This window comes from Lutimaribacter degradans, assembly GCF_023703375.1.
Classification (GTDB): domain Bacteria; phylum Pseudomonadota; class Alphaproteobacteria; order Rhodobacterales; family Rhodobacteraceae; genus Lutimaribacter; species Lutimaribacter degradans.
In genome coordinates, this window is the sequence record NZ_JAMQGO010000006.1 from 42,280 (window position 1) to 60,354 (window position 18,075).

Genomic DNA, 18,075 nt, shown 5'->3' on the forward strand with positions numbered 1-18,075 from the left:
GGCATGGCAAAACCGTTCGACCTCCCCGATGTGATACCCGTCTTCCCGCTGCCGGGGGCGCTGCTTTTGCCGCGCGCCCGGCTGCCTCTGCACATATTCGAGCCGCGCTACCTGGCGATGCTGGATGACGTGCTGAAGGTGCCCGACCGCCTGATCGGCATGGTGCAGCCCGTCACGGGCCGTGACACCAACCGGGGGCCGGGACTGCACACGATCGGCTGTGCGGGGCGCGTGACGCAGTTTTCGGAAACCGAAGACGGGCGTTACATGATTACCCTGTGCGGAATATCGCGGTTCCGGGTGACAGGCGAGGTCGAGGGCTTTGCCCCCTATCGCCGCGTTCGCGCCAGTTGGGACGGGTTCGAACGTGACCAAGGCGGTGACGAGGCCGACCCCGGGTTTGACCGTGACGGTCTTATGAACCTGCTGTCACGCTATTTCAGCGCGCGCGGCCTGAGCACCGACTGGGAATCGCTGCGCGAGGCAGATGACGAGTTGCTTATCAACTCGTTGTCGATGCTTCTGGATTTCGATACCGAGGATAAGCAGGCGCTGTTGGAGGCGCCCTGCCTGACGACCCGTCGCGAGACGCTGATGGGGCTTTTGGAATATGCGCTGCGCGGCGGCGCGGGCGGCGAGGTGATGCAATGAGTGACGTGGCGCAGCCGTTTGACCGGCGCATGCTCGAGGCGTTGATCTGCCCGCAAACGGGCGCGGTGCTGGAATACGACGCCGAGCGGCAGGAACTGGTATCCAAGGCCGCGCATCTGGCCTACCCGATCCGCAACGGCATTCCCGTGATGCTGGCAGACGAGGCGCGCAAGCTGGATTAAGCACGCTTCCCTGCACTTCCTGTATGGCGCTCGGCTCCTGCGCCCTTTCAAAGCCAACGGTACGCCACGAAAGAGCGTCAGTTGCCTTTCCGCGGCGATGAGCGGCTTGAAGCCGAGTGTCGCGCGGCCGGGATCGACTCTTTAGTCCTTTCGGACTATGCAGCCTAAGAATCCATGGACGCGAGCGGGTCGGTTTCTTTCGATTGCCTTGTAAACAATGTGTTTCCTGTACGGAAAAGAAAACCGCTCTGCTTTGCGTGGAAATATGGCTAGGATGTGGCAATATGTGGCACAGTCGCCGTTTGTTTTCATTGCAGCGCCAAGTTAAGAGATAGCCTTGGAAAGGCGGAATTATGTCTGAAACATCAATTTTCAACGCAGCGTATGGTAGCTACAAGCTTGCCGGGAAAAACGTCCTGTTCACGCCCAGCAGCGGGATAGGCACGGAAGGAACCAGCGGCGGCGACGCTGGCCTGGAGCTGACATTCGACGCTGACAAATTATGGTTTGCCACAGAAGTCAGCCTTGATGGTGGTGCGACGCAGACGGAATTTGAAATCACCTCTTACGGGACATTCACGCCGGAAGAGCAGAACAGCAATTTCTACAACGATTACCCGCAGTTTTCTGCGGACAACCCGCCGACTTACGCCGTGATCACGCTCGCCTCTGGCGAGGAGGTGATGCTGTTTCCCGACTTCCCCGAGATCGAAGGTGATTTCAACGGCACCGTGTTTCTTCTTGAAGATGCGGTTATACCCTGTTTCACGCCGGGCACATTGATCGCGACCTCCAAGGGCGAGCGGCTTGTCGAAGAATTGCGCGTGGGCGATCGCATAATTACACGCGATCATGGCCTTCAGCCGGTTCGCTGGGTTGGCCGCCGTTCCCTGAGTGGCCAGGAACTGGCACAGGCTCCGCAATTCAACCCGGTCCTGATCCGCCAGGGCGCTCTTGGTCATGGGCTGCCGGAGCGTGACATGATGGTCTCGCCGCAGCACCGGTTGCTGATCACAAATGACAAGGCCGCGCTCTACTTCGAAGAGCGCGAGGTTCTGGTTGCTGCCAAGTACCTGACGGGTATGGATGGTATCGACACCGTCGAGGCAAGCTCGGTGAGCTACATCCATTTCATGCTGGACGAGCACGAAGTGGTTCTGTCAAACGGTTCCTGGACCGAAAGTTTCCAGCCGGGCAAGAAGGTGCTTTACGGTATGGGGCGCGCGCAACGAAAAGAGATCCTGGAGCTCTTTCCCGAGATCGCTGAAACAGAAGGTCTTGAGACATACAAGGCCGCGCGGCGCTCTCTCAAGAAGCATGAGGCACATCTTTTGGTGCGTTGACCCTCTGCCGCTTATAGGCCCGGCAGGTTCGGGCTGGCCGATTGCCAGATAATCCGGGCGCGTCATGACGCGCCCGTTTCTTTTCAAAGGGATGCGCGAAAGGAAGGCCCCGCGCGGGGCCTTCGTGGGGCATTGATCAAATGCAGCGCCCACCGTCCACTTCCATCGCGACGCCGGTGACCATGCTCGCCTCGTCCGAGCACAGGAAACAGGCGGCATTGCCCATGTCCTCGGGGGTTGAGAAGCGCCCGATCGGGATGGTCGACAGGAATTTCGTGCGCATTTCCGGCGTGTCCTCGCCCATGAAGCTGGACAGCAGCGGCGTTTCCCCCGCAACCGGGCAGATCGCGTTCACGCGCACCTGGCGCGGGGCCAGCTCTACCGCCATCGACTTGGTCGCGGTGATCATCCAACCCTTGGACGCGTTATACCAGCTCAGGTTCGGACGCGGCGAAAGGCCCGCGGTCGAGGCCACGTTCAGAATCGCGCCACCACGCGTTTTCATGTGCGGCACCAGCGCGCGGGCGGTCAGATAGACCGATTTGCAATTCACCAGGAAGACACGGTCGAATTCCTCGTCGGTGATCTCTTCCATCGGTTTGGGCAGGTGGGTGACGCCGGCATTGTTCACCAGGATATCGACATGACCCATTTCCGACAGGGCTTTTTGGGCCATGTCCTCAACCGCACCGCCATTGGCGACGTTACAGGCATATCCAAAGGCGCCGTTCCCGACCTCTTCGGCGATGCCGTCGGCGCCGTCGGCGTTGAGGTCGACCACCATGACCCGCGCGCCTTCGGCGGCGAATTTGCGCACGATCCCCGCGCCAAAGCCGCTGGCCCCGCCGGTGACGATCGCGGTTTTTCCTTCAAGTCTCATTTCTTGTCTCTCCTTCGGATTGCCGCACCCTTAGCCGTGGAAGGCGGCGACTGTTTTCAGCGTGGTGAAGCCGTAAAGCGCCTCGAATCCCTTTTCGCGGCCGTGGCCGGATTTCCCCATGCCGCCAAAGGGCAGTTCGACGCCGCCCCCCGCGCCGTAATTGTTGATGAAGATCTGCCCCGCGCGCACGCGGCGGGCCAGGCGCATCTGGCGTGCGCCGTTTTGCGTCCAGACGCTGGCCACCAGCCCGTAATCGGTGCCGTTAGCGATCTGCACGGCCTGATCTTCGTCGTCGAAGGGAATGACCACCTGCACGGGTCCAAAGATTTCCGACTGTGCCAGTGCGTGATCGGCGGTAACACCCGAGAACAGCGTGGGCGGCACGTAATAGCCGCCAGCGGGCATGTCACCCAGTTGCGCACGCCCGGCGATTTCCAGGTCGGCGCCCTGGTTTAGGTAGCCCGACACGATCTCTTGCTGCTTGGCCGAGATCAGTGGGCCCACGTCAAGGTCGTCCATCGCCGGGCCTACGCGCAGCGCGGCATAGCGGGCGGACATCCTTTCCAGCAACTGGTCGTGGATCGACCGGTGCACAAGAATGCGCGACGATGCCGAACAGGTTTGCCCGCAATTCTGGACCCCGGCATTCACGAGGAAGGGCAGCGCGGCCTCCAGGTCGGCGTCGTCAAAGACGATTTGCGGGGATTTCCCGCCCAGTTCCAGCGTCACGGGCACCACGTTTTGCGCCGCGGCCTGTTGCACCATTACCCCGGTGCCGACAGACCCGGTAAAACTGATGTGGTGAATGCCCGGATGGCTGGTGAGCGCGGCGCCTGCCTCGGCCCCAAGGCCGGGCACGACGTTCAGCACGCCGTCGGGCAGGCCGGCTGCCTTGGCCATGTCGGCAAAGGCAAGGGCTGTCAGGCAGGCGTCCTCGGCCGGTTTCAGAACGCAGGTGTTGCCGGTGGCCAGCGCCGCGCCGACCGAACGGCCGATGATCTGCATCGGGTAGTTCCAGGGCACGATATGGCCCGTCACCCCGTGCGGCTCGCGCAGCGTGTAGACGGTGTAGCCGTCAAGGTAGGGGATGGTATCGCCCATCAGCTTGTCGGCGGCGCCGCCGTAAAACTCGCAATAGCGCGCCAGGGCCACGGCATCGGCGCGGGCCTGCTTCAACGGTTTGCCGACGTCCAGCGCCTCGATCCTTGCCAGGTCGTCCACGCGCTCTGTTACCAGTTGGCCCAGACGCAACAGGATGCGCCCGCGCTCGGCAGCCGACAGGCGCGCCCAAGGCCCGTGACGGGCCGTCTCGGCTGCCTGTACCGCGGCGTCTATATCGTCGGCGGTGCCGCGGGCGATCTCGCCGATACGGGCGCCGGTGGAGGGGTCGTATAGCGGCAGGGTGCCACCTCCTGCGGGGGCAACCCAATGCCCGCCGATCAAGCATTTCGAGGGGTCGAACCAAAGGGGCAGATCAGTGCTCATGCGCCAGTCTCCTTACGTCGTCGGGCAGCTGAGGGGCCGCCGCGATCAGTTGCTGGGTATAGGGGTGTTGCGGGTCGGCAAAGACCTGTTCGGTTTCGCCCTGTTCCACGATCTTTCCAGCCTTCATCACCAGCACGCGGTCGGTGATCGAGCGGACGACGGACAGGTCGTGGCTGATGAACAGATAGGTCAGGCCGAAACGGTCTGAAAGGTCGGCCAAAAGGTCAAGCACCTGCGCGCGCACGCTGACATCAAGCGCCGATACCGCCTCGTCGAGGATGATCAGGTCTGGCTTGATGATCAGGGCGCGCGCAATGGCGATGCGCTGACGCTGGCCGCCGGAAAATTCGTGAATGTATTTTTCGGCATCCGATGCCGCCAAACCGACGCTTTCCAGCGCCTCGGCAACCGCGGCATCGCGGGCCGCGCCGGTGGGCGGGTCATCTGCCAGGTGGAAGGGTTCGCAAACAAGGCGCGCGACAGTCCAGCGGGGGTTGAAGCTGCCATAGGGGTCTTGAAACACCACCTGCATGCGGCGGCGCACGGCGCGGTTTGGCCGGTGCCCGGTGAACACGGGCTGGCCGTCCAGTTCGATCGTGCCGGCCTGCACCTCTTCCAGCCCCAGGATCGCGCGGGTCAGGGTGGATTTGCCACAGCCGGATTCACCCACCAGCCCCAGGTTCTCGCCGCGCCGGATATCAAAGCTGATCCCATCGACGGCACGGAACGTTCCGGGCGTACCCCACAGCCCCTTGCGCGGGGTCGCATAGTCGCGCACCACGTCGCGCACGCGCAAAAGCGGCATGTCCTGTGGCTGGCCTTCGCGCTCGGGGACGTGGTCGGAGGCGGCCAGCAGCGCCAGCGAATAAGGGTGGCGCATTTCGCGCAGCAGGGTTTGTGCCGGGCCCTGCTCCACAACCTCGCCCTGTCGCATGATCACGATGTGATCGGCCATGTCGGCCACCACGGCCAGGTCGTGGCTTATCAGCAGAAGGCCCATCCCGTCTTCGCTTGCAAGACGTTTCAGCAACGTCAGGATTTCCGCCTGTGTTGTCACGTCAAGCGCGGTGGTTGGTTCATCCGCGATCAGGAGGTTGGGGCGCAGGGCGATGGCCATGGCGATGACGACGCGCTGGCGCTGCCCACCCGACAGTTCGTGCGGATAGCGCGACATCGGAAAGCGATCTTGCGGAAGCTCGGCACGCGCCAGCGCCTCGGCGGCGCGATGCATCGCGTTGGCCCGGCTGGTGCGTTCATGGATCAGGATCGTTTCGGCCACCTGCTCGCCGATGGGTTTCAAAGGGTTCAGCGCGGTCATGGGTTCCTGGAACACCATCGACACCTTGCTGCCGCGCAGGCGGCACAGGCTGCGTTCGCCCAGGGTCAGCATCTCGTGCCCTGACAGCGCGATGCGCCCCGCGCAGTTGGTGCCATCCGGCAAAAGCTGCATCACCGAAAAGGCGGTCATCGACTTGCCCGAGCCGCTTTCCCCGATCACGCCCACGATCTGACCGGGGTCGACCGACAGCGACACGTCCTTGAGGATCGGTGTGCCGTGGATATCCATCGACAGGTTTTCGATGCGCAGCAAACTCATTGGCGCGCCCTTTGCAGTTTCGGGTCGAACCGGTCGCGCAGACCGTCACCCATCAGGTTCAGCCCCAGCACCGTCAACAGGATGGCTAGCCCCGGAAACAAGGCCATGTGCGGCGCAAAGCTGACCATGGTCTGGCTGTCGGCCAACATTCGGCCCCAGCTTGGCGTGGGCGGTTGCGCGCCAAGCCCAACATAGGACAGGCCCGCCTCGGCCAGGATGCCAAGGCTGAACTGGATCGTCCCCTGCACGATCAGCAGGTTGGTGACGTTGGGCAGGATATGTTCCACGCTGATGCGCGTCGCGCCCTTGCCGGCCACCCGTGCCGCCAGCACGAAATCGCGCGTCCACAGCGACAGCGCGCCCGAGCGCGTGAGGCGGGCAAAAACCGGGATGTTGAAAATGCCGATGGCAATGATCGCATTGATCGCCGATGCGCCGAAAACGGCTGTGATCATGATCGCGATCAGAAGCGAAGGAAAGGCAAAGACAAGGTCATTGGCGCGCATGATCAGCTCGTCCAGCCAGCCGCCCTTTTTCGCGGCCGCAGCCAGGCCAAGTGGCACGCCCAGGCCCATGCCGATGCCCACCGCCACCAATGCCACCGCGATCGAGGTGCGCGCACCCACCATGATCATCGACAGGATGTCACGACCGAAATGATCGGTGCCCAGCGGATGCGCAGGGCTGGGTGGCTTGATCTTGTTGGTGATATCCATCTGGGTGACATCGTAGGGCACCCAGGCAAAGCTGATCAGCGCGGCCAGCACGAAAACGGCCGACAGCACGGCCCCCAGAACCAGGTTGCGGCTCATTTTTGCCCCCTCAGCCGCGGGTCAACCGCGGCATAGGCCAGATCGACCACGAAATTGACCAGTACGACGGCAAAGACCAGCAGCATCACCACCGATTCCACCACGATCAGGTCACGCGCGGAAATTGCCTGGAACACCAACCGCCCAAGACCTGGCAGAAAGAATACGTTCTCGATGATGATCGCCCCGGCCAGCAGAAAGGCGAATTGCAGTCCGATGATCGTCAGCACCGGGATCAGCGCATTGCGCAGGGCGTGCCGCCACAACGCCTGTGCGCGTGTCAGCCCCTTGGCCCGCGCCGTGCGGATGAAATCCTCGGACAGGGTGTCGAGCAGAGAGGAACGCATGACACGCGCCAGGATACTGGCCTGCGGCAGCGCCAGCGCGATGGCGGGAAGGGTGAGCGATTTCATGGCCGGGAAAAACCCGGCGTCCCACCCGGCGAAACCGCCGGCGTTGAACCAGCGAAGATTGATGGCAAACACCAGTACCATCAGCATGGCAAACCAGAAATTCGGAATCGCAACGCCCAGCTGCGTCAGGCCCATCACCGTCACATCGGCCGCGCGTCCGCGCCGTGATGCCGCCCAGATGCCTGCCGGGAAGGCGATGACGGTGCTGAGCGTCAGCGCGTAAAGCGCAAGCGGCAGGCTGACCTGCACCCGTTCAAGGATCATCTCGGCCACCGGCGTGCGATAGGTGTAAGAGGTGCCGAAATCACCCACCAGCATGCCGCCGACCCAACCGAGGTAGCGTTGCAATGGCCCTTGGTTCAGGCCCAGCTCTTCGCGCAGGGCATTGAGCGTGTCTTCTTGCGCGTTCATCCCCAACATGAAGGCGGCCGGATCGCCCGGGACGATTTCAAGCGACAGGAATATGATCAGCGAGGCCACCCACAGGGTGGCCGCCAGAGACAGCAGACGTTTCAAAGCAAAGCGCAGCATCGCCGCCCCCGTGTCTGATCGGTTTTCGTGAAAAAGGGGCAGGGCCGTGCCCTTCCCCTTGATTCTGCGGTTCGGCCGCCCGTGGCCCGGCCCGGGCGGCCCTGGCTTGTCAGTCTTGCCAGTAGACGCCGGTCAGGTCGGTGGCCTGGGTGGGTGCGTTGGCCCAAAGGCCCTGCACCTTGACATTGGCGACGCTGAGGGCGGCCAGCTGGAACAGGTAGCCGTTGACATAATCTTCGGAGATCATGCGCTGGGCCTGTTGCAGAAGCTCCGAACGTTCGTCCGGCTCGGTCGTGTTGTTCAGTGTAGTCATCAACTCCTGGAAGGCCGGGTTGTCATACTGGAAATAGTAATCGGGCCGGGCGTAGATGTTGATGTCGGCGGGTTCGGTATGGCTGACGATGGTCAGGCCGAAATCCTTGCCGCGAAACACTTCTTCCAGCCACTGGGGCCATTCCAGGTTGGTGATCTCGGTCTGGATGCCAACCTCGCGCAGCTGGGCGGCGATGATCTCGCCGCCGCGACGCGCGTATGAGGGCGGTGGCAGCTTCAACGTGGTGGTGAACCCGTCGGGAAAGCCCGCCTCGGCCAGCAGTGCCTTGGACTTCTCGGGGTCGTAGGCCGACATCTCGGTCAGGTCTACATAATCGGGATTGTGCGGTGCGAAATGCGTGCCGATGGGCGTGCCATAGCCGAACATCGCCCCGTCGATGATGGCCTGCCGGTCGATGGCATGAGCCAGCGCCTGGCGCACCTTGACGTTGTCGAAGGGTGGCATCTTGTTGTTGGTCGACAAGATCGTTTCACCTTCGGTCGAGCCGACAAGCACCTGGAAGCGGGGGTCGGCTTCGAATTGCGGCAGGTTTTCGGGCGCGGGAAAGGCCGAAAACACGTGCACATCCTCGGCCATAACGGCCGCGAAGGCGGCGGTCGGGTCGGAGATGAACTTGAAGGTCGCGCTTTCCAGCTTGGCGGGGTCGCCCCAGTAATCGGGGTTCTTCACCAGTTCGATACGGTCGCCCTGCACCCAGTCGGAAAACTTGAAGGCACCGGTGCCAATCGGGGTCTGCTTGATCCCGTCGATCGACTCGGGCGCGACGATCACGGCATCGCCCCACGCCATGTTGAACAGGAAGCTGCCGTTCGGCTGGCTCAGCGTCACGCGCACGGTTTGCGGGTCGACAACCTCGACCGTGTCAATGTCGGCGAACAGGGCCTTTTGCGCGTTCTGGCTGTCCTCGGCGCGGGCACGATCAAGGCTGAACTTCACGTCGCCGGCATCCAGCGTCGTGCCGTCATGGAATGTCACGCCTGACCGTAGCTTGAACGTGTAAACCAGCCCATCCTCTGAGATGTCCCAGGATTCGGCCAGTCCGGGCGTGATCGAACCGTCGGACATGAAGCGGGTCAGCCCCTCGAAGACGTTGGCGTAAAGCACGCTGTCGATGGCGCCTGCCGCGGCGCTGGTGGGGTCAAGATGCGGCGGCTCAAGCTGCAGGCCAACGATGACCTCGTCGCGGGCCTGGGCTGCACCTGCCAAAAGGGCGGTCAGGGCAGCGGCCGTGCCAATTTTGCGGAAATTCATTGTAAGTCTCCCTCCTCCTGCCTGCCGGTGTTGGGCCGGCCGGGCGATTGTATACACTGTCACCCCAAATACGAGCGGGATCAAGCATGACCCAGCACTCTTCAGGTCAGCAGTTCGACAAGGCTGCGCCCCATCACCTTGGCTGAATCCACCATGTCGTCGATGCCCACGTATTCATCGGGCTTGTGGGCCAGGTCCAGGATGCCGGGGCCATAGGCGATGCAGTTCTGCAACCGCCCGATCCGGTCGATGTGTTTCTGATCATAGGTGCCGGGGCTGACCACGTATTGCGCATCCCTGCCCATCACGTCTGAAATGGCGCGCGCCACGGTCTGCACCACGGGGGCGCTTTTCTCTGTCATGCTGGGAAGCACGCGCTGCAATTCACGCACATCGTAGGTGAAGGTGGCGCGGCGTTCCTTGACTGCTTGCAGAATGGCGTGAATTTCGGCCTGCACTTCGTCGATATCTTCCTCGATCAGGAACCGGCGGTCGATCACCATGCGGCAGCTGTCAGGCACGCAGGGGCTGGGCAGGCCGGTATAATCGGCGGCCTGCTCGTTCTCGCCGCCGTGGATCGAATTGATGTTCAGCGTTGATTGTTTGGCGCCTTCGGGCACCACGGGCATGTCGGTGCGTTTCATGGCCAACGCCGGGAACAGGGTATCTTCCATCTCGGTCATGACAGCGCCCATGTGGCGCACCGCGCAATCACCGAGGAACGGCATCGAGCCGTGGGCGATTTCGCCATAGGTCTCGATCTCGGCCCACCAGACGCCGCGATGGCCCAAGCAGATTCGATCCTTGTTCAGCGGTTCGGGGATGATGACGTGCTGCACGCGCTTTGGGTCGAAAAAACCTTGTTCGGCCAGGTAGGCCACGCCGCCAAACCCGCCCGATTCCTCGTCAGCCGTGCCGCTGATCTCGATCGCGCCGGCATATTCGGGGCAAACCGCGATAAAGGCTTCGGCGGCGACGATGCTGGCGGCCAGTCCGCCCTTCATGTCACAGGCGCCGCGGCCATAAACCTTGCCGTCCTCGACCTCGCCGCCGAACGGGTCTTTCGTCCAGCCGCGGCCGACCTCGACCACGTCGGTATGGCTGTTGAAATGCACGCAATCGCCCGAGCGCGTGCCCTCGCGCCGGGCGACGAGGTTCCAACGTGGGTACTTGTCGCTGTCACCCTTGGCGCCATGCGCACGGACGAACTCGCAGGCAAAGCCCGATTTCTCCAGGCGGCGCGCCAGGAAATCACAGATTTCGCGATAGTTATCGCCCGGTGGGTTCAGCGTGGGGATGCGGATCAGGTCCTGGCACAGCGCGGTCAGGTCATCGCGCCGCGCCTCGATCTCTGCCATCAGTTTCTCGGTCACGTCCATGATGCCCCCCATTTTTGCTGCCGGGGATATTGCATGGCTGGTAATACGGTGTGAATACCGTAGGAATACGGGGATGGACGAGCTGACGCATATCGCCTTCGACGCCGCGCCAATCGGGCTGGTGCTGACCGAGCATCGCGTGATCCGCGCGGTCAACACCACATTTGCCGCGATGGCCGGGTATGATGCGGCGGCGCTGACGGGGCAAAGTTTCCGTATCTTTTACGACAGCGCGGCCGAGTTCGCGCAGGTGCGTGACATCGGGCTCGAGGTGCTGGCGCGTGACGGCGCCTATTGCGACGAACGCATGCTGCGCCGCGCGGATGGCACGCGGGTCTGGTGCCGGTTCCGTGCCCGCAGCCTGACACCTGCCGAACCGCTTGCACGTACGGTGCTGAGTTTCGCGCCCATCGATCGCACGGCCCAGGGCCCGGCCCTGACCCCGCGCGAGCGGGATGTTCTGCAATACCTGTCGCGCGGCCTGACATCCAAGGAAATCGCACAATCGCTGGGCCTGTCGCCCCGCACCATCGAGGATGTGCGCGCGCGGCTTTTGCGCAAGTTCGACGTTCCCAATGCCGCCCGCCTGCTGGCCCGGCTGGGCCAGTCTGGCTGAGCGTTACTGGCAGGCCCGCGCGGCGCGGGTTTGGGTCATTGCTGTCACTGCCTTGCATCTTGCCCCGCCGCGTGCCACCCCTTTGCGGCGATCTGGGAGGAGGCACGGGAATGAAGATGGGGTTGGCGCTGCTTTGTGCAGCCTATGTTCTGAGTCAGTTTTTCCGTGCCTTTCTGGCCGTCATGACCACCTCGCTTCAACGCGACCTGGGCGCGACCCCCGATGACCTGGCGTTTGCATCGGGCATGTGGTTCCTGGTTTTCGCCTTGATGCAGATCCCGATTGGCGAGGCGCTGGACCGCGTCGGCCCGCGTCTGACCGCGTCAGTGCTGCTGGCGATTGGCGGTGGCGGTGGCGCGGCCTTGTTTGCCATGGCCACGACGCCCGCGCATGTCTCGGTCGCGATGGCGCTTATCGGGGTCGGCTGCGCGCCGGTTCTGATGGGCTCGTACTACATATTTGCCCGCATGTTTCCGCCCGCCATGTTCGCCACGCTGGGCGCGGCGATGATCGGCGTCGGCTCGATCGGCAACCTGGCCAGCGCGGCCCCGATGGCTTGGGCGGTCGAGATGTTCGGCTGGCGCGAAACCCTGTGGGGGCTGGCCGGCGTGTCGATCCTGGTTGCGCTGGGTGTCTGGGCCTTGGTGCAAGACCCGCCCCGCGTCGAAGGCGCCAACAAGGGCAGCGCGCTGGCGGTGCTGCGCATTCCCGCGCTGTGGCTGATCTTGCCGTTGCTGGCGGTGAACTATGCCCCCGCCGCCGGTCTGCGGGGGCTGTGGGTGGGGCCTTACCTGTCCGATGTTTACGGCGCCACGGCACAGGTGATTGGCACCGCGACGCTGATCATGGGGGCGGCAATGGTATTTTCGGCCTTTGCCTATGGCCCGCTTGACCGGCTGCTTGGCACCCGAAAATGGGTGGTCGTGGCGGGCAACACCGCGGGCGCGCTTGGATGTGTTGTGCTGGCGTTTCTGCCCGAGGCGGGATACTGGCCGTCGGTGGTGTTGTGCACCACCGTGGCGATGTTCGGCATGACCTATCCGGTGATCATGGCCCATGGGCGCAGCTTTCTGCCTGCGCATCTGACGGGGCGGGGTGTCACGCTGATGAACCTCTTTTCCATCGGCGGCGTCGGGCTGTTCCAGGTCGTCACCGGGCGCCTTTACGCGCAGTCGGCCGCCGTTACGGAAAACCCGGTCGATCCGTACCAGGTTCTGTTCGCGTTTTTTGCCGCGATCTTGTTGCTGGGCATGGTCCCGTATCTCTTTGCGCGTGACCGTCTGGATTGATCGCCCCTTTCCCTTGTGCGGGCCGTCATGTATGCAGCGCGCGTCCTGAAACGAAAGGAGATCCCCGATGGGGTATAAAGTCGTCGTCGTCGGTGCCACGGGCAATGTGGGCCGGGAAATGCTGAACATCCTCGCGGAACGCCAGTTTCCGGTGGACAAGATCGCCGTACTGGCCTCGCGCCGTAGCCTGGGCACAGAGGTCAGCTTTGGCGATAGAACCCTGAAAACCGAGGATCTGGATACCTTCGATTTCACCGGGTGGGACATGGCGCTGTTCGCCATCGGCTCGGACGCGACCAAAACCTACGCTCCCAAGGCGGCGGCGGCAGGCTGCGTGGTAATCGATAACAGCAGCCTTTACCGCTATGACGCGGATGTGCCGCTGATCGTGCCCGAAGTGAACCCGCAAGCGGTGCATGGCTATTCGAAAAAGAACATTATCGCCAATCCCAACTGCTCGACCGCGCAGATGGTCGTGGCGTTGAAGCCCCTGCATGACCGCGCGAAGATCAAGCGAGTGGTTGTCAGCACCTATCAATCGGTGTCCGGCGCGGGCAAGGAAGGCATGGACGAGCTGTGGGACCAGACCAAGGCCGTCTACAACCCGACCGATGACGTGCCGCCAAAGAAGTTCCAAAAGCAGATCGCCTTCAACGTGATCCCGCATATCGACGTGTTCATGGAGGACGGTTCCACCAAGGAAGAGTGGAAGATGGTCGCCGAGACGAAAAAGATCATCGACCCCTCGATCAAGCTGACGGCCACCTGCGTGCGCGTTCCGGTTTTCGTGGGCCATGCCGAGGCGATCAATATCGAGACCGAGGATTTCCTGGACGAGGACGAGGCGCGCGATATCCTGCGTGAATCGCCCGGTATCATGGTGATCGACAAGCGCGAAGATGGCGGTTACGTCACGCCCGTCGAATGCGTGGGCGATTTCGCGACCTTCATCAGCCGCATCCGGCAGGATGGCACCATCGACAACGGCCTGAACCTTTGGTGTGTCAGCGACAACCTGCGCAAGGGCGCGGCGCTGAACGCCGTCCAGATCGCCGAATTGCTGGGCCGCGAGGTTCTGAAAAAGGGCTGAGCCGCGAGGCACGAGTAAACGGTGGGCCGGGTGCGGGGACGCATCCGGCCTTTTCGTTTCGCGGCGTTACGTCACCCCCGGCTTTAACGGGCGCAACGCCTTGTCGCCATCGCCCTGCCAGCCCGGGTGGTGACGGGGTCTATTGGACCATGGCCGCCAACGTGGCGGTGGCGATGCCATGGCCGGCAAAGACAAACAGCAGCGCGTAGTTCAGCACCTTCATGCGGAATCTCGCGAAAATTGCCGTGATCGCCCCGGTCAGCAGGCCCAGATGCGCCAGCAACACGAAGACCATCAAGGGCAGGTAATTCGCCGCGCCCGGCGACATTGCAGGATCAAGAAACTGCGTTGTCATCAACCCGATGGCCATCCCTACCGGCACCATCAACATGGCCACCATCATGAGCTTGATGACCCCCGTATCCTGACGCCGCGGTGCCACTGCTGCGGCCGCGACGCCGTTGGGCGCGCCGCGCGGGCCATTGGTTTCCGCGGGGCCAATCAATATCTCGGCCCGGCCATGTTTCTGGTTTATCCGCGCGATACGGTCATGAAAGCTTTGCTGTACCATCTTTCGACATCCTGCCTGGTCATCAACTTTTGGTCGATGGTTCCAACAAAGCAGGGCGGCTTCGCGGTGCAATTGCGCCCATTTGAGGGCAATCCAGCAGGGCGGTCCGACAGGTGGCGCCGAAGGATCAGACGCGCGCGAACTGGGCCTTGTCGGGGCTGTAATATTCCAGCGATCCTTCGCCGATATCGGTCCACAACCCGTGCAGCGACAGCTTGCCCCCCGTGACCGCCTCGGCCACGAACGGAAAGGTCATCAGGTTTTCAAGGCTGACAAGGACCGCCTGCTTTTCCAGCGCGTTACGGCGGTCGGTTTCGTCGGAGATGTCCTTGACGCGTTCATATCCGGGGCGGAGGATATCCATCCAGCGTCCCACGAAGCTGGTCTTTTCCTCCAGTTCCGGGGCATGACCGCTGCACATATCAAGGCAGCCCTGAACGCCGCCGCAGTTGGAGTGGCCCAAAACGATCAGATGCGCCACCTTCAGCGCGTTCACCGCGTATTCCACCGCCGCCGAGGTGCCGTGCTGCAAACCGTCGGGTTTGTGAGGCGGCACGAGGTTGGCGATGTTGCGGTGAATGAAGAATTCGCCCTGGTCGGCCCCGAAAATCGAAGTCACGTGCACGCGCGAGTCGCAGCACGAAATCACCATGGCGCGCGGGTGCTGCCCGCTTTCGGCCAGACGGCGATACCAGCTTTCGTTCTCGACATAGGTGGTGGCCTTCCAGCCTTGGTATCTTTGTACCAGGTAGGTCGGCAGTGGCTTGGCGTGCTGCATGAAAAGTCTCGTCCTTTGCGTGCCTGTCGGGCGTCATAGACGGAATTCAACTCGAATTCGAGAGGAAAGACCCGGGCACTTAAACCTTTTGGAAGGAAGGCCACGCGAAATTCGGCGCTTGTGGGGACCTGAGCAAACAGGGGTGAGACATTGGAAAGGGTCACGATTTTGCAGACGGATGAAGCTATCCGTCTTGACCAGGGCAGGTTATGCGAGCTTTACGACCGTCTCGGGCCATCGGGTGCCGAAGACGTGGTATGCCGCGCGATGGAAGAGCTGGCCGCGCGCCTGTCGCAGATCGACCGCGATTACGGCGCGGGCCGCTGGATCGAACTGCGCAAGGGCGCACGGGCGTTGGCGGCCATCGCCGACCAGATGGGCATGGCGACGCTGGCACGGGTCGGGCGCGATGTCACCGCCTGCGTCGATCTGGGCGACAGGGTGGCGTTGGCAGCAGTCTTGGCACGGCTTTTCCGGTCGGGTGAGGGGTCGCTGACGGCGGTTTGGGACATGCAGGGCCTGTCGGTCTGATCTGGGGCTTGCAGGCAGACGCCAAGGGCGTAACCTGCACCGGCACCTTTCCAGAACCGGGGTTCCCATGACGCCTGAATTTGCCGACACCACCCGCAACGCCATTCCGGTTCACATGATCGAGGAGGGCGGCCAAACGGCGTGGTCCGATGACCAGCCCCCGCATGTGCAGGCGTGGGTCACGGCAAACGGGTTTACCGGCGCTTTGGGCAGCCACTTGTTGATTCCCGGCCAGGATGGGGCGCCGATGGCGGTGCTGGCGGGCTATGGCACGGCTGTCGCGCGGGCGCGTGGGAGGTTTCACCTGGCCGCCGTGGCCGCGAACCTGCCCGAAGGCACCTACAGCATTGCCAGCGGTCTGCCCGCCGACCAGGCCGGGGTCGAGGCGCTGGGCTGGCTTTTGTCGGCCTATGCCTTTGATCGCTACAAGGACCAGCAGGGCACAAAGGCCCGGCTGGTCGCACCACAGGGCGTTGATGCTGTGCGCCTGCAAGCCATCGCCGCGGGTGAATGCCTGACGCGCGACCTTATCAACACGCCGGCCAGCGACATGGGCCCCGATGCGCTGGAGCAGGCAGTGCACGACCTGGCGGGCGCTTTCGGCGCATCGGTCGCGGTCACCACCGGCGACGATTTGTTGGCGCAGAACTTTCCGATGATCCACGCGGTGGGCCGCGCCGCGCCGCAAGAGCCCCGCTTGATCGACATGCGCTGGGGCGATGCCGGGCCGGCATTGACATTGGTGGGCAAGGGTGTGTGTTTCGACACAGGCGGGCTGAACCTGAAACCTGGAAATTCCATGGCCCTCATGAAAAAGGACATGGGTGGCGCAGCCACGGTGCTCGGGCTGGCGCAGATGATCATGTCGCTGGGCCTTTCCTTGCGTCTGCGCGTTTTGATACCCGCGGTAGAAAACAGCGTGTCGTCGAACAGCTTTCGCCCCGGTGACATCCTGACCGCGCGAAACGGCAAGACGGTCGAGATCAACAACACTGACGCCGAAGGGCGGCTGGTGCTGGCCGACGCCCTGGCCCTGGGCGCCGAAGAGACGCCCGACCAGATGATCTCGATGGCCACCCTGACAGGCGCGGCGCGCGTTGCCGTGGGGCCTGATCTGGCGCCCTTCTATACCGATGATGACGCGCTGGCGCAGGCATTGTCGCAAGGGGCCGCGCAGGCGGCCGACCCGGTCTGGCGTATGCCATTCTGGGCGCCTTACGAAAAGATGATCGAACCTGGCATTGCCGACCTCGACAACGCGCCCGCGGGCGGGTTTGCCGGCTCGATAACCGCCGCGCTTTTCCTGCGCCGCTTTGCCGGTGATACGCCCTTCACCCATTTCGACATCTACGGCTGGAACCCCACGCCGGCGCCTGCCCGGCCCAAGGGGGGCGTCGGGCAGGGGGCCCGCGCCCTGTTGGCGGCGCTGCCGGGGGTTCTGGGGCTGTGACCGACAGGCGACGCTTTTGGGCCGAGGCCACCGAGGCCGAAATTTCCAGGGCCTGCTGCCGCGATGGCCTGCGCTTGGTCGACCCTCGGCTGCTACGCGGCATCCTGCCCGTGACCGATATTTTCGCCGCCCAACGGGGTGCACGCGACCGCCAGTTACTCCGGGGGCAGGCTTTTACCATTCGCGCTGTGGCCGAAGATGGCTGGGCGCATGGAGAAACGCTGACCGACGGCTACTCGGGCTGGATCGAAAATGCCGACGATCTGCGCCGCCATCCGGCAGATGCGCCCACGCACCGTGTGGTTGCCGCGCAAAGCTATGCAAAGGACAACAGCGGCCTGAAAACCTCGGGGGAGGTCACGCCCTTGTCGATGGGGGCAGAGCTGGTGGTGCTTGATGCCACCGATGGCTGGGCGCGCATCGCCTGGGCCCGCGGCCAAGCTGACAAGGACCTGTTCGTGCCATCGCAACATCTTGCACCCGTTGATTGGCTGAAAAGTGATCCGGTCGCCGTGGCCGAACGGCTGATCGGAACACCCTACCTCTGGGGTGGTAACTCGGCCCTGGGCATCGACTGCTCGGGGTTGGTCCAGATCGCCTGCCACGCCTGCGGGGTCAACTGCCCCGGTGACAGCGATCAGCAAGAAGCCGCGCTGGGTGAAACCCTTTCCCCCGGCACCACGCCGCGACGTGGCGACCTGCTGTTCTGGCGGGGCCACGTCGCCTGGGTGGCCGACCGCGATACGCTGCTGCACGCAAACGCCCACCACATGGCCGTCGCGCATGAGCCCCTCACCAAGGCCCTTGCCCGGATCGTGGCCCAGGGCGAGGGCCCCGTCACCCGCCACGCCCGTCTGCACGTTGATCCAGCAAGCTAAACGCCGGGGCGTGT

17 protein-coding genes and 1 pseudogene are annotated in these 18,075 nt (G+C 63.3%); 9 read left to right on the forward strand and 9 right to left on the reverse strand.

Annotated features, from left to right (window positions below; genetic code table 11):
- The first annotated feature begins 3 nt into the window (after window positions 1–3).
- The 3 genes and pseudogenes from M8744_RS10400 to M8744_RS10410 form a co-directional block, all read left to right on the forward strand.
- Window positions 4–651 carry an LON peptidase substrate-binding domain-containing protein gene (locus tag M8744_RS10400; protein ID WP_251414936.1) on the forward strand — a complete coding sequence of 216 codons (648 nt, stop codon included), beginning with the start codon at window positions 4–6 and terminating at the stop codon, window positions 649–651.
- A complete protein-coding gene (locus M8744_RS10405) occupies window positions 648–833 on the forward strand; it encodes a Trm112 family protein (protein WP_251414939.1) in 186 nt (61 codons plus the stop codon). The genes M8744_RS10400 and M8744_RS10405 overlap by 4 nt, the downstream gene beginning before the upstream one ends.
- Before the next feature lie 752 nt (window positions 834–1,585).
- A pseudogene (locus M8744_RS10410) lies at window positions 1,586–2,176 on the forward strand (Hint domain-containing protein); the annotation flags it as partial.
- A gap of 136 nt (window positions 2,177–2,312) precedes the next feature.
- Here M8744_RS10410 and M8744_RS10415 read toward each other — a convergent pair.
- From M8744_RS10415 to M8744_RS10445, 7 genes are all read right to left on the reverse strand, one after another.
- Window positions 2,313–3,056, reverse strand: coding sequence for an SDR family oxidoreductase (locus M8744_RS10415; protein WP_251414942.1), 744 nt, complete (start codon window positions 3,054–3,056; stop codon window positions 2,313–2,315).
- 30 nt (window positions 3,057–3,086) lie between these two features.
- Entirely contained in the window at window positions 3,087–4,541 is a 1,455-nt protein-coding gene (locus M8744_RS10420) for an aldehyde dehydrogenase family protein (RefSeq protein WP_251414945.1), read from the reverse strand.
- Window positions 4,531–6,138, reverse strand: coding sequence for an ABC transporter ATP-binding protein (locus M8744_RS10425; protein ID WP_251414948.1), 1,608 nt, complete (start codon window positions 6,136–6,138; stop codon window positions 4,531–4,533). Before M8744_RS10425 ends, M8744_RS10420 begins: the two co-directional genes overlap by 11 nt.
- Window positions 6,135–6,950 (reverse strand): ABC transporter permease, encoded by an 816-nt coding sequence (locus M8744_RS10430; RefSeq protein ID WP_251414951.1) that lies wholly within the window; start codon window positions 6,948–6,950, stop codon window positions 6,135–6,137. The genes M8744_RS10425 and M8744_RS10430 overlap by 4 nt, the downstream gene beginning before the upstream one ends.
- Window positions 6,947–7,894 (reverse strand): ABC transporter permease, encoded by a 948-nt coding sequence (locus tag M8744_RS10435; protein WP_251414954.1) that lies wholly within the window; start codon window positions 7,892–7,894, stop codon window positions 6,947–6,949. The genes M8744_RS10430 and M8744_RS10435 overlap by 4 nt, the downstream gene beginning before the upstream one ends.
- Before the next feature lie 109 nt (window positions 7,895–8,003).
- Entirely contained in the window at window positions 8,004–9,479 is a 1,476-nt protein-coding gene (locus M8744_RS10440) for an ABC transporter substrate-binding protein (protein WP_251414957.1), read from the reverse strand.
- A 101-nt stretch (window positions 9,480–9,580) separates the two neighbouring features.
- On the reverse strand, window positions 9,581–10,858 hold the full coding sequence (locus tag M8744_RS10445) for an acetylornithine deacetylase/succinyl-diaminopimelate desuccinylase family protein (RefSeq protein WP_251414960.1): 1,278 nt from the start codon (window positions 10,856–10,858) through the stop codon (window positions 9,581–9,583).
- Between the two features lie 73 nt (window positions 10,859–10,931).
- Here M8744_RS10445 and M8744_RS10450 point away from each other — a divergent pair, with 73 nt between their 5' ends.
- From M8744_RS10450 to M8744_RS10460, 3 genes are all read left to right on the forward strand, one after another.
- A complete protein-coding gene (locus M8744_RS10450; protein WP_251414963.1) occupies window positions 10,932–11,474 on the forward strand; it encodes a helix-turn-helix domain-containing protein in 543 nt (180 codons plus the stop codon).
- Between the two features lie 110 nt (window positions 11,475–11,584).
- On the forward strand, window positions 11,585–12,763 hold the full coding sequence (locus tag M8744_RS10455; protein WP_251414965.1) for an MFS transporter: 1,179 nt from the start codon (window positions 11,585–11,587) through the stop codon (window positions 12,761–12,763).
- 67 nt (window positions 12,764–12,830) lie between these two features.
- Window positions 12,831–13,853, forward strand: a complete 1,023-nt coding sequence (locus M8744_RS10460) for an aspartate-semialdehyde dehydrogenase (RefSeq protein ID WP_251414983.1) — start codon at window positions 12,831–12,833, stop codon at window positions 13,851–13,853.
- Between the two features lie 139 nt (window positions 13,854–13,992).
- Here the strand turns inward: M8744_RS10460 and M8744_RS10465 are convergent, their stop codons facing one another.
- Together M8744_RS10465 and M8744_RS10470 are read right to left on the reverse strand one after the other, a co-directional pair.
- On the reverse strand, window positions 13,993–14,424 hold the full coding sequence (locus M8744_RS10465) for a hypothetical protein (RefSeq protein WP_251414985.1): 432 nt from the start codon (window positions 14,422–14,424) through the stop codon (window positions 13,993–13,995).
- Window positions 14,425–14,551: 127 nt separating this feature from the next.
- Window positions 14,552–15,202, reverse strand: coding sequence for a carbonic anhydrase (locus tag M8744_RS10470; RefSeq protein WP_251414988.1), 651 nt, complete (start codon window positions 15,200–15,202; stop codon window positions 14,552–14,554).
- Between the two features lie 168 nt (window positions 15,203–15,370).
- Between M8744_RS10470 and M8744_RS10475 the strand changes: the two genes are divergently transcribed.
- From M8744_RS10475 to M8744_RS10485, 3 genes are all read left to right on the forward strand, one after another.
- Entirely contained in the window at window positions 15,371–15,733 is a 363-nt protein-coding gene (locus tag M8744_RS10475) for a hypothetical protein (protein WP_251414991.1), read from the forward strand.
- A gap of 67 nt (window positions 15,734–15,800) precedes the next feature.
- Window positions 15,801–17,183, forward strand: coding sequence for a leucyl aminopeptidase family protein (locus M8744_RS10480; protein ID WP_251414994.1), 1,383 nt, complete (start codon window positions 15,801–15,803; stop codon window positions 17,181–17,183).
- Entirely contained in the window at window positions 17,180–18,061 is an 882-nt protein-coding gene (locus M8744_RS10485) for a C40 family peptidase (protein ID WP_251414997.1), read from the forward strand. The genes M8744_RS10480 and M8744_RS10485 overlap by 4 nt, the downstream gene beginning before the upstream one ends.
- The last annotated feature ends 14 nt before the right edge of the window (window positions 18,062–18,075 follow it).

Coding starts and splice junctions, on each gene's coding strand:
- M8744_RS10400 (WP_251414936.1), top strand. CDS start 4: ATGGCAAAACCGTTCGACCTCCCCGATGTGATACCCGTCTTCCCGCTG.
- M8744_RS10405 (WP_251414939.1), top strand. CDS start 648: ATGAGTGACGTGGCGCAGCCGTTTGACCGGCGCATGCTCGAGGCGTTG.
- M8744_RS10415 (WP_251414942.1), bottom strand. CDS start 3,056: ATGAGACTTGAAGGAAAAACCGCGATCGTCACCGGCGGGGCCAGCGGC.
- M8744_RS10420 (WP_251414945.1), bottom strand. CDS start 4,541: ATGAGCACTGATCTGCCCCTTTGGTTCGACCCCTCGAAATGCTTGATC.
- M8744_RS10425 (WP_251414948.1), bottom strand. CDS start 6,138: ATGAGTTTGCTGCGCATCGAAAACCTGTCGATGGATATCCACGGCACA.
- M8744_RS10430 (WP_251414951.1), bottom strand. CDS start 6,950: ATGAGCCGCAACCTGGTTCTGGGGGCCGTGCTGTCGGCCGTTTTCGTG.
- M8744_RS10435 (WP_251414954.1), bottom strand. CDS start 7,894: ATGCTGCGCTTTGCTTTGAAACGTCTGCTGTCTCTGGCGGCCACCCTG.
- M8744_RS10440 (WP_251414957.1), bottom strand. CDS start 9,479: ATGAATTTCCGCAAAATTGGCACGGCCGCTGCCCTGACCGCCCTTTTG.
- M8744_RS10445 (WP_251414960.1), bottom strand. CDS start 10,858: ATGGACGTGACCGAGAAACTGATGGCAGAGATCGAGGCGCGGCGCGAT.
- M8744_RS10450 (WP_251414963.1), top strand. CDS start 10,932: ATGGACGAGCTGACGCATATCGCCTTCGACGCCGCGCCAATCGGGCTG.
- M8744_RS10455 (WP_251414965.1), top strand. CDS start 11,585: ATGAAGATGGGGTTGGCGCTGCTTTGTGCAGCCTATGTTCTGAGTCAG.
- M8744_RS10460 (WP_251414983.1), top strand. CDS start 12,831: ATGGGGTATAAAGTCGTCGTCGTCGGTGCCACGGGCAATGTGGGCCGG.
- M8744_RS10465 (WP_251414985.1), bottom strand. CDS start 14,424: ATGGTACAGCAAAGCTTTCATGACCGTATCGCGCGGATAAACCAGAAA.
- M8744_RS10470 (WP_251414988.1), bottom strand. CDS start 15,202: ATGCAGCACGCCAAGCCACTGCCGACCTACCTGGTACAAAGATACCAA.
- M8744_RS10480 (WP_251414994.1), top strand. CDS start 15,801: ATGACGCCTGAATTTGCCGACACCACCCGCAACGCCATTCCGGTTCAC.